The organism is Martelella mediterranea (genome assembly GCF_021021415.1).
GTDB lineage: Bacteria > Pseudomonadota > Alphaproteobacteria > Rhizobiales > Rhizobiaceae > Martelella > Martelella mediterranea_C.
On record NZ_JAINWJ010000037.1, the window covers coordinates 25,957 to 41,210 of the forward strand.

The 15,254-nt window shown below is 61.1% G+C and carries 13 protein-coding genes and 1 pseudogene; 4 read left to right on the plus strand and 10 right to left on the minus strand.

The window, feature by feature from the left end:
- Positions 1-184: 184 nt before the first annotated feature.
- The 3 genes and pseudogenes from K7H91_RS25880 to K7H91_RS18460 all read right to left on the minus strand — a co-directional run.
- A pseudogene (locus tag K7H91_RS25880) lies at positions 185-425 on the minus strand (transposase); the annotation flags it as partial.
- Between the two features lie 39 nt (positions 426-464).
- Positions 465-1,184 (minus strand): SMC-Scp complex subunit ScpB, encoded by a 720-nt coding sequence (scpB, locus tag K7H91_RS18455; RefSeq protein ID WP_230721701.1) that lies wholly within the window; start codon positions 1,182-1,184, stop codon positions 465-467.
- A 2-nt stretch (positions 1,185-1,186) separates the two neighbouring features.
- Positions 1,187-2,140 carry a DUF1403 family protein gene (locus tag K7H91_RS18460; protein WP_230721702.1) on the minus strand — a complete coding sequence of 318 codons (954 nt, stop codon included), beginning with the start codon at positions 2,138-2,140 and terminating at the stop codon, positions 1,187-1,189.
- A 146-nt stretch (positions 2,141-2,286) separates the two neighbouring features.
- On the opposite strand from K7H91_RS18460, the gene K7H91_RS18465 reads away from it, so the two are divergent.
- Positions 2,287-3,366, plus strand: a complete 1,080-nt coding sequence (locus K7H91_RS18465) for a tyrosine-type recombinase/integrase (protein ID WP_230721703.1) — start codon at positions 2,287-2,289, stop codon at positions 3,364-3,366.
- 216 nt (positions 3,367-3,582) lie between these two features.
- On the opposite strand, the gene K7H91_RS18470 is transcribed toward K7H91_RS18465, so the two are convergent.
- From K7H91_RS18470 to K7H91_RS18500, 7 genes are all read right to left on the minus strand, one after another.
- Entirely contained in the window at positions 3,583-4,014 is a 432-nt protein-coding gene (locus tag K7H91_RS18470) for a type II toxin-antitoxin system VapC family toxin (RefSeq protein WP_230721704.1), read from the minus strand.
- Positions 4,014-4,256 (minus strand): type II toxin-antitoxin system Phd/YefM family antitoxin, encoded by a 243-nt coding sequence (locus tag K7H91_RS18475; RefSeq protein ID WP_230721705.1) that lies wholly within the window; start codon positions 4,254-4,256, stop codon positions 4,014-4,016. The genes K7H91_RS18470 and K7H91_RS18475 overlap by 1 nt, the downstream gene beginning before the upstream one ends.
- An 82-nt stretch (positions 4,257-4,338) precedes the next feature.
- Complete coding sequence (gene repC / locus K7H91_RS18480; RefSeq protein WP_230721706.1) at positions 4,339-5,655, minus strand: plasmid replication protein RepC; 1,317 nt, start codon at positions 5,653-5,655, stop codon at positions 4,339-4,341.
- Between the two features lie 157 nt (positions 5,656-5,812).
- Positions 5,813-6,799 (minus strand): plasmid partitioning protein RepB, encoded by a 987-nt coding sequence (gene repB / locus K7H91_RS18485; protein ID WP_230721707.1) that lies wholly within the window; start codon positions 6,797-6,799, stop codon positions 5,813-5,815.
- 73 nt (positions 6,800-6,872) lie between these two features.
- A complete protein-coding gene (gene repA / locus K7H91_RS18490; protein WP_230721708.1) occupies positions 6,873-8,078 on the minus strand; it encodes a plasmid partitioning protein RepA in 1,206 nt (401 codons plus the stop codon).
- Positions 8,079-8,749: 671 nt separating this feature from the next.
- The gene (locus K7H91_RS18495) at positions 8,750-10,699 is read right to left on the minus strand and encodes a DUF5054 domain-containing protein (protein WP_230721709.1); all 1,950 of its coding nucleotides are present in this window, start codon (positions 10,697-10,699) and stop codon (positions 8,750-8,752) included.
- Positions 10,700-10,736: 37 nt separating this feature from the next.
- A complete protein-coding gene (locus K7H91_RS18500; protein WP_230721710.1) occupies positions 10,737-11,786 on the minus strand; it encodes a LacI family DNA-binding transcriptional regulator in 1,050 nt (349 codons plus the stop codon).
- 296 nt (positions 11,787-12,082) lie between these two features.
- Between K7H91_RS18500 and K7H91_RS18505 the strand changes: the two genes are divergently transcribed.
- The 3 genes from K7H91_RS18505 to K7H91_RS18515 all read left to right on the plus strand — a co-directional run bounded on the left by K7H91_RS18505 (position 12,083) and on the right by K7H91_RS18515 (position 15,247).
- Positions 12,083-13,444: an extracellular solute-binding protein gene (locus K7H91_RS18505; protein WP_230721711.1), complete on the plus strand. Its 1,362-nt coding sequence runs from the start codon at positions 12,083-12,085 to the stop codon at positions 13,442-13,444.
- A 64-nt stretch (positions 13,445-13,508) separates the two neighbouring features.
- Positions 13,509-14,420: a carbohydrate ABC transporter permease gene (locus tag K7H91_RS18510; protein WP_230721712.1), complete on the plus strand. Its 912-nt coding sequence runs from the start codon at positions 13,509-13,511 to the stop codon at positions 14,418-14,420.
- Entirely contained in the window at positions 14,417-15,247 is an 831-nt protein-coding gene (locus tag K7H91_RS18515; protein WP_230721713.1) for a carbohydrate ABC transporter permease, read from the plus strand. Before K7H91_RS18510 ends, K7H91_RS18515 begins: the two co-directional genes overlap by 4 nt.
- The last annotated feature ends 7 nt before the right edge of the window (positions 15,248-15,254 follow it).

The following is a 15,254-nucleotide window of genomic DNA, read 5'->3' on the forward strand; positions in this document are numbered from 1 at the left end:
CGTTTGGGACTGGCAGCGCCGCCGGAATTGCGCAACGCGATCGGGACGCTCTATCCGATCGCCGAACTAGAATCATCTTCGCCTGGAGCTTACACCAATCCTTCGACGTTTCGCGCGCATCCGCCGAGGTTATATGCCAGCTTGCGTTCGGGCAGGCCTCAGAGCTTTCAGCGGATGTCATGCCTTGAAGTATCGCGCGGTCGGGCGTCAGATCCGCCACGATCCGTCTCGGCTTCTCATTCTCATCTTCAAATGCTTTCAGTTGGCGCATCTCGACTGGCACCAGGCCCGCGGATTTTTATCCATTTGAAATACGACCGGCCCAAGTCCCCGGCCTTGCGGCAGATATCGGCTACCAGCACAGCATCAACGCCCTGCTTCAAAATAGCCGTCTTCTGCACGTCCGAAAACTTCGATGCCGTCAGGAAGGATCAAGGCGTCGCGCGAGCCCTGCGGCAACAGCCTTATTCCTCCTCGCCCACGGCCACCATCGCCTCCTCCTGCACGGCGGCTCTGCTGAGCAATCCGGCATCCTCCAGCGCTTCGATATCGGGCAGATCGCGGAGCGTCTCCATCCCGAATGCGGAGAGGAAGTGCCTGGTTGTGACGTAAGTATAAGGCGCGCCGGGTGTCGGGCTGCGGGGGCCGGAGGCGATGAGGGCGGCGTTGCGCAGGGACCCGATCGTGTCGCGGCTGACCTCCTTGCCGAAGATTTTTGACAGTTCGGCGCGGGTGATGGGCTGGAAGTAGGCGACGGCCATCAGCACCATGGATTCGAACTCGGAAAGGGCTGACACCCCGCCCCGGGTCGGCGCCGCGGAGGCGCGGATCGCATCGGCATAGGCCGGGCGGCTGCGGTGCTGCCAGCCGCCGGCGACCGGGACGATCTCGTAGGGCCGGCCGGTGAGTTCTTCGCGGAGATCGTCGATCAGAAGGTCGATGCTGCAGTCCTTGCCGACGACGCGGGCAAGCGTCTCGCGGGTGACCGGCTCGGCGGCGGCGAAGATCACCGCCTCGACCCTGAGCATCCATTCGCGCCAGCGCAGATCGGGCGGGAACTGATCCAGTTCACGATCAAAGAGGCGTTCGCCTCCCGGCTTTTCGTCTGCGGCATGCGCCCCCTTATATTCGGCTCCAGCTTTCGCTTTCCGGCGGCTTGTTTTGGCGGCAGGGGATCCGGTCATGGTCACAACCCGTAAATCCGGAAGGCGGGACGGCCCGACAATTCGCGCACGGCGCCGAAACTTTCGAGGCGTTCGAACAGGCGTGATGCGGCCCAACGGGACAGGTTGCTGCCGGGCGCGCTCGCCGGCATGGCGTCCTCGTCCAGCAGTTTCTGGATGACGGGGCCCGCGCCCTTGGTCCGCACCTTCGGCGCCACGGCCACCAGAACATCCGCCCGACGCGCGATCGCGTCGGCTGTCCGCAATGCGGCCCCGGCTCCATCAGCAAGTGCGAGGCAGACAGCACGGGCGAACGCCGGTTCACCCGGCCGCACACGCCCCCTGCCCCCGATGGTCCGAAACGCAGGGCCGTAACGCTCCGCCATCGTCAAAGGCACGGGCCGGTCCCACTTCAACAGGGTTGCGATCATCATGTCGGCCATCGCCCAGGCCAAAGGTTCGGCATCCGAGCGGATGGCGAGGATTGCGGTCACAAGGTCGGCGACCACGAAGGGAACGGCGCGACCGGACTGGAGCGCGGTTTCCGCCAGCTCCGGGATGGCGGCGAGGTGGTCGTCAAAGGCGAACCCCATCAGGTCGGTAAGATCTTGGACCTGCTTTGTGGAGAAGCCGGGTTTTCGAGCGGCGAGCCTTTTGTAGGCCAAAACCATCTTGCCAGCGGGGCCGGGATCGTCGCCGGCGGCGGTGAGCAGGACGGCGTCGCGCAGCGCCGCCTCGTCCTCGTTGCGGCCGGTCAGGCGGACGGCGGCGGCGGCGCATTTCAGGGCCTGCCGTTCGCGCCAGCAACCGGCCCAGGCTGGTTCCGATCGAACAAGATCATCCAGCGATTTCAGAGCGATACCGGTGGAGAAGGCGGCATCGGATTCGGTGAGGTTGGGCCCGCGCGGGCGGGTCCAGCCCGGCATGGGCGTGGTTGTCACGGCGGCTTTGGCGTGTGGCGTGGCGAGCGAATCCATGGCGCTGAGGCTACACGATACGTGCGGTTACTTCCAGAGAAATTGACATAAAGCGCACAGCTTGTCTTTTCTCTATAATGATTGATAATCTTGCATTATCGTTCATAATGCTCATTATAGAGAAAGCCGCCATTTTGAGGCCCTCAATGCCCGAAAACGACGCCGATCCGCACGCCAGCCCGTCTCTCGGCACAGCGGCCGCCTATGAAGTGCAGCCGTCCGGGTCGTCGGACGCGCTGACGAGCCATCTTGCGCCGCTGGTCGAGCGCGCCCGCGGTTATGTCGACGCCTCGCGTTCGGCCAATACAAGGCGCGCCTATGCCGCCGACTGGGCGCATTTTTCGAGCTGGTGCCGGCGCAAGGGGCTTGCGCCCCTGCCCCCCGATGCGCAAACCGTCGGGCTCTACATCACGGCGCTTGCCGCAGGCGAAGCCGCGCCACGGGCCAAGCCGAACGCGGTCTCCACCATCGAGCGGCGGCTGTCGTCGATCGCGTGGAACTATGCGCAGCGCGGTCTCACGCTCGATCGCCGCGACCGCCATATCGCCACGGTGCTGGCCGGCATCCGCAATCGCCATGCCGCGCCCCCGCGTCAGAAGGAGGCGATCCTGCCCGAGGAGCTGATCGCCATGGTCGAAACGCTCCACCGCGGAACACTCCGGGGTCTGCGCGACCGCGCCATGCTGCTGGCGGGGTTTGCCGGCGGTCTGCGCCGTTCGGAAATCGTCGCGCTCGATTGCGGCCGCGACCAGACGGAAGACGGCAACGGCTGGATCGAAATCCTCGACAAGGGCATGCTGGTAACGCTGCGCGGCAAGACCGGTTGGCGCGAGGTGGAAATTGGCCGCGGCTCCTCGGATCTCACTTGCCCGGTCGCCGCGGTCGAAACCTGGCTGAAACTCGGCAAGATAGGCCATGGCCCGCTGTTCCGCCGGGTTACCGACAAGGGCAAGGCCGTCGGCCCCGAACGGCTGAAGGATCAAGAGATCGCCCGCCTCATCAAGAAGACCGTTCTTGCCGCCGGCATTCGCGGCGAACTGTCCGAGGCTGAACGGATAAAACTGTTCTCCGGTCACTCCTTGAGAGCCGGCCTCGCCTCCTCGGCCGAGGTCGACGAGCGTTATGTCCAGAAACAGCTCGGCCATGCGTCGGCCGAAATGACCCGCCGCTATCAGCGCAGGCGTGACCGGTTCAGGGTTAATCTCACCAAGGCTGCGGGGTTGTAGGCTGCTCTGTTCAAGAGTTCCATAACGAGATCATATCCAGCGTAGGCGGCACTCCGAACATATTGAGGTTTGGAGGTATCGCGGAAGAAGCGCGTTGATTTCACTGCTTGACCAGCCGTCATCGTGCGCGCTGGGACCATCAATCCGGAACCGCTGATGAGCGCGCATCGGCCTGGACAATGGTCGCCTTCTGCTCACGCCTGCAACAAAGGCATTTCAACCCGGCACAGACTGAAACGGATCGTGCACCGGAACACCAAGCGGCGCGAAATGGCGGATATTGCGGGTGAGGATCGTCAGCCCGTGGGCTTTTGCCGTCGCCGCGATGGCTATATCGGCGAAGCCGGGCTGATGGGCGCGGGCCGCGTCCATGATCTCGCCGGCTGCATGGGCGCAGCGAAGATCGAAGGGCAGAATCTTTTGTCCGTAGAGATATTCGATGCTCTGCCACCACGCCTGCAAACTTTCAGCCTTCGTTTTCGATTGCTCCCGTTCGGCCTTTGCAATGCCGGCATGAACCTCGGCAGCCGTAACGGCCGACAGGAAAAGAGAGTCGCTTGCGCGATCAAGCCAGTCGATCAATGCTGTCTCACGACGATGTTTCGAGGGCGCGAGCGCTGAAATGACATTGGTATCGACAAGATACATCAGAACGCCACGGTCCTGCCGGGCTTGTCACTGCGCTCGGCAAGCGTGTCTTCATCGCCAGGATAGGCAGCCAGAAGCCGGCCGAAACTGGGTACATGCGCTAGTTTTTCGTATTCCTCATAGGACAGGACGACCACTTCCCTGCGCCCGCGCCGCGTGATCACCGACGGCGTGCCGTGCACGGCCTGATCGACAACAGCAGAAAATGTTGCCTTGGCATCTCTGAGCTGAATTTCCCTCATCATCGCAATCCTGTTTTCGTAACCACTGTAGTCATATATAGTTCGTCACCAGCGTTTTCACAAGCGACGCTACCGTTGATCATCACCTCGGCCTCTTCAATGATCGGGTCAGCGCCGGCGAGACCGAGAGCCCGTCACCGTGGTCGCCCTTGCCTGTCGTGTCGTCAGCAGAACTTGGCGTCTGCGTGGCCTTTCCGGCCTCGATCCTTGCCCTGAGCAGCGCCATGACCATCGGCCAGACCGAGAATTGCCCGTCGCGGGCCCTTTCCGTCAGGTTGCGCAGATAACCGCCGGGGCTGACGACGGCTTCGCCGCGCTGATAGATCGCGGCAAGGGTGATTGCGGCCTGTTTGTCGCCCATGACCTCGGCCGCCTCGCGCCAGGCGCTGGGGCTGACCCCCAGCATCGGCCGCGCGATTTCGGCGACGCTCAGGAAGTCCCGCCAGTTGCGGATAGCCCCTCCCTTGGCGAGGTCCCGCCAGCCTTCGCAGGCATCCAGCACCAGTGCCAATGGCAATTCGCGCTTCGGCAGGCTGTGCAGGTTGTCGGTTTCGTCGGCGCTGCCGCTCGCTTCTGATTTATTTCTAGAGCCATATTTAGATTCAAATTGGGAGTCTGGGTTTGAATTCTGTTTGTGGCGCTCAGCATGAGACTCATTGGCGCTCTTATTTTGTGAATTCACGTGCAATTCCAATGTGTCACGCACCTCCTCATGCAAGAGCGAAAGCGCGTCGCAGAGATCCTCTGCCGTTGCCAGATCCGGCGTGCGCGGCAATCGGTCGATGATCCCGCGATAGACCTGGCTGATCCGTGACCAGTCGCCGGCAACGCCCTCTTCCAGCCCGGCCTCGATCATCTTGACGATATCCCGGCGCAGCAGCGTCAGCCGTTCACGCGCGCATTTGAGCGCGCGGCGCTCTTCGGCGATCCTCTCGGCCATCGCCGCAAACTCGGCCGCCCGCGCAACGAGCGGCGACAGGTCGAAGCCATAGGCCTGCTCCACCTGCCCTCCCCTGCCCTTTCGGGCGAAGCGCTTGCCGTTCGGACTGTCACGCCGGATAATCAGGCCGCACTCGACCAGAACCGCCAGATGACGGCGCAGCGTCGCCGGCGAAATGCCGTTGGCGCGGGCGATCAGCTGTTCATTGGAGGGCCAGACCACGAAGCCGGTTTCCTCCGAAAGCTCGTTTTCGGGATAGAAGGTCAGAAGCGCGTTCAGGATCGCAAGGCCGCGATCGCTGGCGCCGAGCGCTGCCCGTGCCTCACGCACGGTGTGAAACAGCTTCCATTTGTTCAGCCGCGCCCCCTTTGGGGCCTCCCGCGCCACTTTCTGGCTTGAAAGCATCGCGAGCGACATCGGCCGCCGCCCAAAGGGCGTCGTTGTCATCGCATTGTCCATGGTTCACCTTTCAAAAAGGCAAAAGAATCCACCCCTCCCCACGTCGAATGCAGGAAAGCCTCTTGACGGAAACGGTCGGAAATGCGAATCAGTAGGTGCTAGTTACAAAATCGGCTTCCGGACGCTCGTCGTTTGGGGGCCTTTTTTCTTTTGCGCGTTATCCTTTCTTCTGCTGACGTTGAAATTCGTCGTAGAGCTCTTCCAACTGGGCGGAAAGATAGGTGCCGAAGGCATCCGCATCCGCAGCCTTGAGCGAAAGAGAAAAACCGTTTGCGGCGTGCTTCGTTGTCACGCTCATCTTGTTGTCAGCCAGCGACCACTTCTTTTCGCTGACATTCTTCGGCCTCGCACGCCTTCCCTTGCGCTTCAGCTCCTCAAGCAGCGCCAGACACCGCTCCGGCGAGCCGAGCTCCTGAAAACGTGCTTCCGCCACAAACTGACGCGCCTGCTCCAGCTTTGCTGGCGGCAGCAGCAAACGCTTTAGCTCATCCCAACGATCGCGGCCGATCCCTTTGGCCGCGCCGATCTGCTCGAGAATGTCCGTCGGGATGCCTTCCGCGATCGAAAGCATGCGCGAAAGCATGGCGTTATCAATGCTGAGCGCCTGACGAATGGCTTGCCTGTCGATGCCGGATTGCTGCAGGCGGCTGGCAAACAACGCTTTTTCGATGAAGGAGAGATCCGCACGCGCCGTGTTCTCTTGTCCCTGGGCCACGATATGGGCAAGATCCTCAAGATCGCGAATAATCGCACGGACCTTGATGCCAAGCATCTTTGCCGCCCGGGTGCGGCGATGACCATAGACGAGGATGAAACGACCGGCGACGTCCGGATTGGGTCGCACAAGGATCGGCGAAATCTGCCCAGCCTCGCGAATGGCTTCAACGAGCACATTCAAGGCTTCGCCATCTTCCTCGATGCGATCGACATAGGGCGATGGATCGATATCGTTCGGGTCCAGCATGACGATCGTCTCGCCGTCCTGGACGCGCAGCGAATTCTCCGCCATTTCCTCAAGCGACAGCAACATCGACCGCGATGCGCCGCGCAAGGCATATGCCGAGCGCCCGTCGTGCCCGGCCTCGGGCTTATCGCTGGCCTCTTTCGGGTTTATGATATGGTTCAAAAGGTGCTTGCGTGCCATATCAGCCCCCCCCGATCACGTGACAAGCGTTTGAATATGCGACAAAAATCTTCTGCTCGTACGGCTGGCAACATCACTTGCGTCCCCATGCCTGGTGGATGAGTTCGGCAATCTCGCCATTGACGTCGTTTAGGCAGCCAATCGCACGGTCATAGGTCGTTCGCGTGAACTGTACGCGCTCGACCTCGTAGAGCGTCTGCTTGGTAATGCCTGCGTCGGAAATGGCCGTGGACTTGACCATGTGGTTCTTGAGCATTCTGCTCCCGAACATCGCCTGCATGAAGCCAACCATCTGCGCCTGCGGTCCGTCCGTCGGCTCATAGCGGGTCACCAGGTAGCGGAACCAGTTAAGCTTGACGCTGGCGCCCACGCCGCGAATTGAATCAAGAATACCGCCCAGCATCAGCAGGAACTGGCTCATGGACAGAATATCGAGCATTTGCGGATGCACGGTAATCAGCACCGAGGTGGAAGCAGTCAGCGCCGTCAAGGTAAGATAGCCCAGTTGGGGCGGGCAATCGATCACCACGACATCATAATCGGCCTCAACTTCCTTCAGCGCCCTGGTGAGGCGGGTGAAAAAAAGTCGGCCCTCTTGGGAAGACCGGTCGGTGGCGGCAAGCGGTGTCTCATATTCATATTCCTGCAGCTCGAGATTGGCCGGTACGATATCGAGCCCGGGAAAGTTGGTAGGGCGGATGATCTCGCTGATCGGCTTGATCTGGTCATCATACCGCAACGCCTCAAATAGAGAGGGCGAATTGTCGAGCTCCGGCTGGATGCCGTGCAGCGCAGTCAGCGAAGCCTGCGGATCGAGATCAATCGCCAGAACGCGATGGCCGGTGAGGGCGAGATACTGGGCAAGGTGGGCCGTCGTGGTGGTCTTGCCGCTGCCGCCTTTGAAGTTGACCACAGAGAGAATTTGCAGATCGTCACCTGGTCGACGATGAGGCACATAAAACTTGTCGGAGCGACCGTTCTTGTCCAGAAACCGGCGCAGCTCCAGGATTTGCTCGGCCGAATACGAGCGGCGGCCGGAGGCTGAAACGACGGGCGAGGGGCCCTTGCCCTCCAGATGCAGTTTCTTGATATGGTTCTGGGTGACGCCGAGAAACTCCGCGACCTCGGCGATACCGAAGAGCCGCAGTCCCTTCTGTGCATTCGGCGGGAATTGCTCGATGCGCAGCAGATCGAGCTTATCCGAGATAAGCTTCCCCTGATCAAGGATCTCGTCGGCAAAATCGGTTTTGCCGGTGTTTGCAACAGATTGTGTCGTCAAGGAATCACTGCCATCGACTCGGTTAATTCTCTAAGAACGCTTTTTATACGAACAACGGTCAAAAAGCGTTATTAGTATGGACCGATTCGTTGAGCGTGCAAGGTATTTTTAGTTAACGAGAGGTTAATGCATCGCTAGGCCGGATACGGCTTGAATACCACTTGGCTCAGCACCGCCCGCCGCGGATCGAACTATGTAAAATCTCCGTCAGACATGCACCCGAAACAAAACGACAGAATTCCGGTAACTCACTATTTTATATAGAAATAATCCGATTCCTTACGGCTGGCAACTTCGCCATCAAATAGCAAACGCGAAGAGGCATAGCTTGAGCGACCCTGACCGGCCGTGCTGCGCAAGGCCTGCACAGGGAGGTACGGGAGCACTCGATACGTTGACCTCCCGGAAAGGCGGGGTCCGGCCGCGCATCAGCACCCCACGCCAAGGGCGTCGTGACAGTCAAACCCCTGTAAAGGTCAAGACGGCGTAGCCCGTCCGCGGCGGGGGAGGGGAGGGGGCCTTTGAGGGGGCTCCGGTCGTCCGGACCGGCCGCGATGGCCGGGCAGAAGGATACTCTCCTCCAGCTCATTGCCCCGGACGTTCGAAGGCAGGGCTTCCAGAATTCTTGTCGCCGATGATAGCGTCACCGGGATCTCGCGCGCCGTGCTGGTTCATAGGGATTGGTTGAACGACAGCTGAAACCGGGCCTGCGCGTCGCCTTCCCACCACATCGGGAAATTGGTGCCCCATTTGTTGTTGTAGAGGTTGAAGCGTATGCCGCGGTCGAAGCTTGAGGGTTGCTTCGAATAGGGCATGAATGGCTGGCCTATCGGCGCGACGAGCGCGGTATCGAGCGGCGTGAGCTCGACTTCCGTGCCGTCGGGGTGGCGGCTGCGCGCTGCGAATATGGCCTGCAGCTGACCGCCGCCATTATGCGCTGTGCGCCCGGCATCATGCCACAACCCTGTTTTGAGGAACGACCATTGGCTGAAACCTCCGAGCGCGAAGGCGAGGAAGCCGGCTTCCGGCATGCGGTTGGCGGGCTTTTCGCGCAGAACGAGCGAAAAATGAAGCGAGTGACCGTCGCCCCACACCCGGAGTTCGGTGGTTTGCGGCGCGCCAAGGTCAAGGTGCGCATCGAGCGGCATTTCGTGGTGGATGATAACCTGTTCGCCGTCAGTTTGCAGCCCGAGATATCGAGGCGCGAAGACAGCCGAGCGCGCGGTTTTCGCGTGTGACAGGCCCGGCTTGTCATGGTCGAGGATCGCCCATTCCTCGCGATGCGTGATGTAGGTATCCATATGCGCCGCGACATCGCCTGAGTCATAGCTTTCGTGGCGATAGCCGATCAGGGTGTTGTCTGTCAGTATCCGGCCGTCAGGCGCGGTGAGGCGGATGATATCACCGGTCCGAGGGTCGAGCTCACCCGACCAGCCGGCGACCGTGAACGTGTTTGCCGGGGCGAGCGGTGGCGTCAATTTGAGCTGCGGCGGGGTGGCATCGGCAAGCGCGCCATCAGCGCGTGACCGGTCTTCTCCGGAGAGATTTTCAATGGCCTTGTCGATCAAGCCGCGCTGCTCCGCCCAGGAGGCTTCGCTGTAGATGAAGCGGTAATCCGTCTTGCGCGCCGCATCGAAATCGGTTCGGTCCCAGGCAAGGTCGTCGCGCAGATAGGTCTTTATGTCCACGCCGCAGGTGTGTTCTGCAAGCATCGCAAGATCGCGCCCGAATGCGGCGCGCGTCTCCGTCAGGCCCTCCGTCTCGAAGGCGTCGTAAAGCCGCTGGAGGCTGCGAAACCGGGCCATCTTCACAGGATCTGCGCCGGCGCCGTGGATCCAGCTGTCACCCGGTTCGATGTCAACCACGGGCAGGCTTTCCCTGCACTCCCACAGAATTGCGCCATAGGTCTCCAGTGTCGCGGCCCGGATGTCGGCGTCGGGATGGTCGTGGCGGAGCGCGCGATAGACCTCGGTCGTCTGCGACACCGTCTGCGGCCCGATATTGTCGTGGGTGTGGGCAAAGCCGAGTCCATCCGACAGACCGTCCGGGAACTGAACCCCGCCATAGGAATCCTCGTACATCACAACGACCTCCGATCCATCCGGCGCGCGCCAGCGCGAAAGCGGCGGAAAGGCGGGGACAGGTGAAGCAGTGTTGACGCCGATGTGGAAAAAGCGAATGTCGGCCGCTGCCATCAGCGGCACGATGCCGAGCGTGTGGCCCGGCACATCGGTCATCTTGGCGGCATGTGTCCTGAACCCAAAACGGGCGTCGAGCATTTGCGAATAGGAAACGCCGGCGCGAAACAGCGCCGGCGACATCAGTTCCGAATGGGTCGTGAAGGGCAGACCGTGCCAGCGTATCAGGCCGTTCCTGATTGCACGCTCCAGCCGCTCGACCTCGGCAGCCGACCGGGTCGCCAGGTGATCCCAGATCAGCCAGGCCCCGGTGGTCCAGACAAATGCCGGGCGCTCGGGGTCTTCGCGGTAGAAATGCTCCGCCGTCGTCAGCGCCTGGGGGATGAAGACCTCGTGGTACTGGCGGCGAACCCTTTCGGCGTGGTCTGTGAAACCGATATCGAGATGAGTCTTGAAGACAAGGTGAATGGTCGGCTGGCGCATCGGTCGGGCTTTTCTGCGTTTGGAGGGTAGGGACTTTTCAGCCGACAGTGCCGCGCACCACGAGGCGCGTGCGGATGGTCTCGGACATGGCGGGCGCTGCCGGGTCGTCCAGCCGCCGCAGGATCAGGCGGATGATCGTCGCGACGCGCTCGGAAAGGTCGACCTTGACGGTCGTGAGGTTGTAGCTCCGCCAGGCCGACTGGTCGATGTCATCGAAGCCGACGACCTTGACATCCTCGGGCACCCGCAGGCCTAGTTCGTGGCGCAGCGCATCGATCGCGCCAAAGGCGCTGACGTCGTTGGCGGCGAAAATGGCATCGACGTCACTGCCGTAGCGGAACAGGTCGATCGTGGCCGCAAAGGCGGTTTCGTAGGTGAAGTCGCCGGGGATGATGACGGGCTCGCCCAGCCCTCTTGACTGCAGGATTTCGACAAAGGTCTGGCTGCGCTCGGCATTGGCCAGCGTATTGGTGTCGCCGGCGAGATAGGCGAAGCGCTTTCCGCCATAGCCCTGCACGAGCGCCACCGCCTTTTCGATCCCATCGCGCTGCAAGACCTCGACACGATCGAAATGGGCCTTGCTTTCGCGAAACGGTGGCGGCAGCTCGCCGTCCTCGCGCGGATAGCTGAGATAGATCGGGACCGCCCGGTCGAGATAGCGGGCGAGCGTGTCGGGCCGCACATTTTCGGCAAAGGCGACGATCGAGTCGAGATTGAAACCCTTCATATAAGTGAGCAGCCGGCTATCCATGGCCCGGTCGGCCCGCGTCTTGAATAGCAGGGTGGCAAAACCCTTGTCCTGCAATGCCGTCGTCAGCGCATCGATTTCCTGGCTCTCCCACGGGCTGCACACCGCAGGCACGATAACGCCCACAAGATGCGAGCGGCGCGTCACCAGCGCGCGGGCCGCCATATCGGGCGTATAGTTCAGTTCCTGTGCGATCTTGAGAATACGCTGGCGCTTTTCGGGTTTCAGCGAGGCATTCGGATTGAATGCGCGGGAGACCGCCGCGCGCGATACGTTCGCCGCCTCGGCCACCATGTTGGCCGTTGCTCTTTCTCCGTTTCTGATCGGTCGATCCGACAAGTTAATGCCTCACAAATATGAAAGCGTTTGCAATAATATCTGTGGGATTTATCCCCGGACCTTGGGGAGAAGTCAAGCTCGACTTCACTGCGATTGTCATAAAACCCCCATTAAATCAGTGGTAATAGAGGTTCTCGTTTCAGCCAGCCACGGAAGGGGAGATGAATTTCGATGAGTCATGTTGACGAGAAAATGAAAACGTGTTCATTTTTGAAGCAGCGGTGTGTGGAGGTATCCGCGCAGTTCGTAACGTGCGCCGGGAAGTCGGCGACATCCAAACAGGGAGGAGTTTCGTGATGGTCGGACGTTTGAAAACCCTAATGATCGCCCTTGCCGGCGCCAGCGCGATGGCCGCACCGGCGTTTGCGACCGATCTCAGCATTACATGCCGCTGCGTAGAAGGCGGCGCCAACAGCCAGATGGCCGAGTGGATCAAGCAGAGCGTCATTCCCGGCTTCGAGAAGATGAAGTCGGAAAGCGGTGAGGACGTCACCGTCACGCTGAAGGAATTTGCCGGGCAGGACGAGCAGCTCACGCAGCAGCAGGCGCTCGACTTCTCGACCGGAGCTGGCGCCGACGTCAACGGTTTCGATGGCTTTCTTATTCCGAGCTTCGTGGAAGCCGGCCTCTTGAAGCCGCTTGACGAACTTGCAGGCCCGGCCGTCGATGAGTGGGAAGGCTGGGAACATATTTCCGATGGCTCCAAGCAGCTGATGTCGTTCGACGGCAAGGTCTACGGGATCGCGCTCGGCACTGATGTGCGCATGATCTTTATCCGCAAGGATCTGTTCGAGCAGGCCGGCATCGATGCCGACAGCTGGCAGCCGACCTCCTGGGACGATCTGCTCGACGCTGCGCGCAAGATCAAGGAAGCCGTGCCGGATTCTTCGCCGCTGCAGATCAATGCCGGTGTTTCGATGGGCGAGGCGACCACGATGCAGGGCTATTACATGCTCGTGCTCGGCGCCGATTCCGGACTCAAGGATGAAGACGGCAAGTGGATCATTTCCAGCCCCGGCATCCTCGACACGCTGAATTTCTACAAGACCGTCTATCTCGATGAGGAGCTCGGAGACCGTCGTGCCCAGCTTCTGGGTGATGGCCGCAACCGCACCTTCGCCAATTTCCGCGATGGCAAGACCGCCATGCTGGTGGAGGGCGACTGGTTCTATCGTGCCGTCACGGCCCCCGGCTCGGAATTCGAACTGAAGGATCGCGACAATCTGATGACCTGGAAGAAGATGCCGGCCCGTGAACCGGGCGCCGGCTTCAGCGGCCAGGATTTCGTGACGATTTCCGGCGGCACGGGCTTTGTGCTCAATCCGAACACGGATGCGCCCGAGGAAGCATGGGACTTGCTTGCCTATATGAACAGCAAGGAGCAGCTTGAAGCCTTCCAGACCTACCAGGCCCGTATTCGCCTGCGCGACGATGTCGGCATTCCGGACTCTCCGTTCCTGTCGGAAACCTCGCAGGAGCTTCTGCCCCTGACAACGGCCCGTCCGAACGATGCCGACTACAACAAGGTCTCCGCCGAAGTTCAGCGCATGACCGAGGCCGTCGTTTCCGGCGAGATGTCGCCCGAGGAAGCGATGGAGCAGTACAAGTCTGCGGTGACCGAGATTGTCGGCGCCGAAAACACTGTAAGCCTTCAGTAAGTCTTTCGGGGATGCCGCATGGCTCTGGCCATGCGGCATCCGCATTCCCGCGCGGAGCCAAAAATTGAAAAAGTTCACGCTTCTATCCAACAGGGCGGGGTCGCTGTTCATGGCGCCCGCGGCGGCGCTTGTCGGCGCCTTCGTGATCGCGCCGTTCTTCTGGATCATCTTCGTTTCGTTCACGAACCGGACGCTGCTCGGCAAGACGGCCGTCAATCCGGAATTCGTGGGCCTCGATAACTATATCGCGCTGTTCGATCCCTCGAACTTCTTCACCCGCGGCCAGTTCGGCTTTTCGCTCATCCTGACGATCCAGTTCGTGCTGTTTTCCGCCATCATCGGTCAGGCCGTGCTTGGCCTGCTGCTGGCGTGGCTGATGCAGGCGGTTCCGAAACCGGTAAAGAGCCTGACGGAGACGGCAGTCATCGGCGCGTGGATCCTGCCGGAAGTTGTGATCGGCTTCGCGTGGTTTGCCTTTCTCGACTATGACAACGGCACGATGAACGAGATACTGACGAGCCTTGGCCTGCCGCGCGGCGACTGGCTGCTCGACTATCCGTTCTGGGTGATCGTGTTCTTCAACACATGGCGCGGCGCCGCCTTCTCGATGATGCTGTTCAACTCGGCCTTCTCGTCGATCCCGCCAAGCTATTTCCAGGCGGCCGATGTTGCCGGCGCATCCTCGTGGCAGAAGTTCCGCGATATCGCGCTGCCGCTGGTGCGCGGCCATGTCGTCACCGATCTGATCCTGATCACGATGTGGACCTTCAACGTGTTCACGCCCTACCTGCTTACCAAGGGCGGGCCGTCCTACCGGACCGAGGTTCTGTCGATCTACACCTATCGCATCGCCTTCCGCGATTTCGAATTCGGCAAGGGGGCCGCCGTCGGCGTGGTCATCATGTTCATCAATCTTGCCTTCGCGCTGATCTACCTGCGCGTTGCACGCAAGAAGGCTGCGGGAGAAGCGCAATGAAGCTCGGTTTCCGCCAGTACGTCTCCCGCATCGGGTTCTCCGCCTTCGCGGCCATTCTCGGCGCTGTCTTCGCGCTGCCGCTGATCTGGTTCCTGTTCGCGCCCTTCAATGCGCGCGCCGAACTGGGGTTGGCCATTCCCGACCCGTTCACGCTGCAGAATTTCGCGACGGTGTTCGAAAACAGCTTTGCCATCCGCGCGCTCCTCAATTCGCTTATCCAGAGCGTCGGTGGCGTTGTGCTAGTCGGCGGGGCGGCGACGCTTGCGGCCTATGCACTCTCCCGTTCGGCCATGCCCGGCAAGGGCGCGGTCACCTATGTGCTGTTGCTGTTTTCCTCGGTGGTTTCGGGTTCAGCGGCAATGGTTCCGATCTTCCTGATCATCTCCGCGATGGGCCTGATCGACAGCCATCTCGCCGTGATCCTCGTTTTCGCAGGCGGGCTGCTGCCGACGGGGATGTTCATCCTGCGCGACTTCATCGACGGCATTCCGCGTTCTTACGAAGAAAGCGCAATGGTCGCCGGCGCATCGCCGGTGCAGGCCTTCTTCGATGTCGCGCTGCCGGTTATCCGGCCCGGCATCGTCGTCGTGGTCGTCTGGGCCTTCGTCAATATCTGGGGCAGCTTCCTGATCCCCTTCATCCTGCTTCGCTCGGAGGATCTGATGCCGGCATCCGTCGCGATCTATTCCTTCTATTCGGAAGCGGGCACGCCTGTCGTCACACTGCTTGCAGCCTATGCGCTGATCTACTCGCTTCCTGTCATCGCCCTTTACCTGTTCGTCAGCTGGAAGTTCGGCTTCCGGTTCTTCGGCGGGATCAAGGCCTAAACGGACC

Excerpts from the sequence above, each read along its gene's own strand:
- K7H91_RS18505 (WP_230721711.1), top strand. The coding sequence starts at position 12,083 with ATGGTCGGACGTTTGAAAACCCTAATGATCGCCCTTGCCGGCGCCAGC.
- K7H91_RS18495 (WP_230721709.1), bottom strand. The coding sequence starts at position 10,699 with ATGCGCCAGCCGACCATTCACCTTGTCTTCAAGACTCATCTCGATATC.
- K7H91_RS18475 (WP_230721705.1), bottom strand. The coding sequence starts at position 4,256 with ATGAGGGAAATTCAGCTCAGAGATGCCAAGGCAACATTTTCTGCTGTT.
- K7H91_RS18515 (WP_230721713.1), top strand. The coding sequence starts at position 14,417 with ATGAAGCTCGGTTTCCGCCAGTACGTCTCCCGCATCGGGTTCTCCGCC.
- repC (WP_230721706.1), bottom strand. The coding sequence starts at position 5,655 with ATGGACAATGCGATGACAACGACGCCCTTTGGGCGGCGGCCGATGTCG.
- scpB (WP_230721701.1), bottom strand. The coding sequence starts at position 1,184 with ATGACCGGATCCCCTGCCGCCAAAACAAGCCGCCGGAAAGCGAAAGCT.
- repB (WP_230721707.1), bottom strand. The coding sequence starts at position 6,799 with ATGGCACGCAAGCACCTTTTGAACCATATCATAAACCCGAAAGAGGCC.
- K7H91_RS18460 (WP_230721702.1), bottom strand. The coding sequence starts at position 2,140 with ATGGATTCGCTCGCCACGCCACACGCCAAAGCCGCCGTGACAACCACG.
- K7H91_RS18465 (WP_230721703.1), top strand. The coding sequence starts at position 2,287 with ATGCCCGAAAACGACGCCGATCCGCACGCCAGCCCGTCTCTCGGCACA.
- K7H91_RS18470 (WP_230721704.1), bottom strand. The coding sequence starts at position 4,014 with ATGTATCTTGTCGATACCAATGTCATTTCAGCGCTCGCGCCCTCGAAA.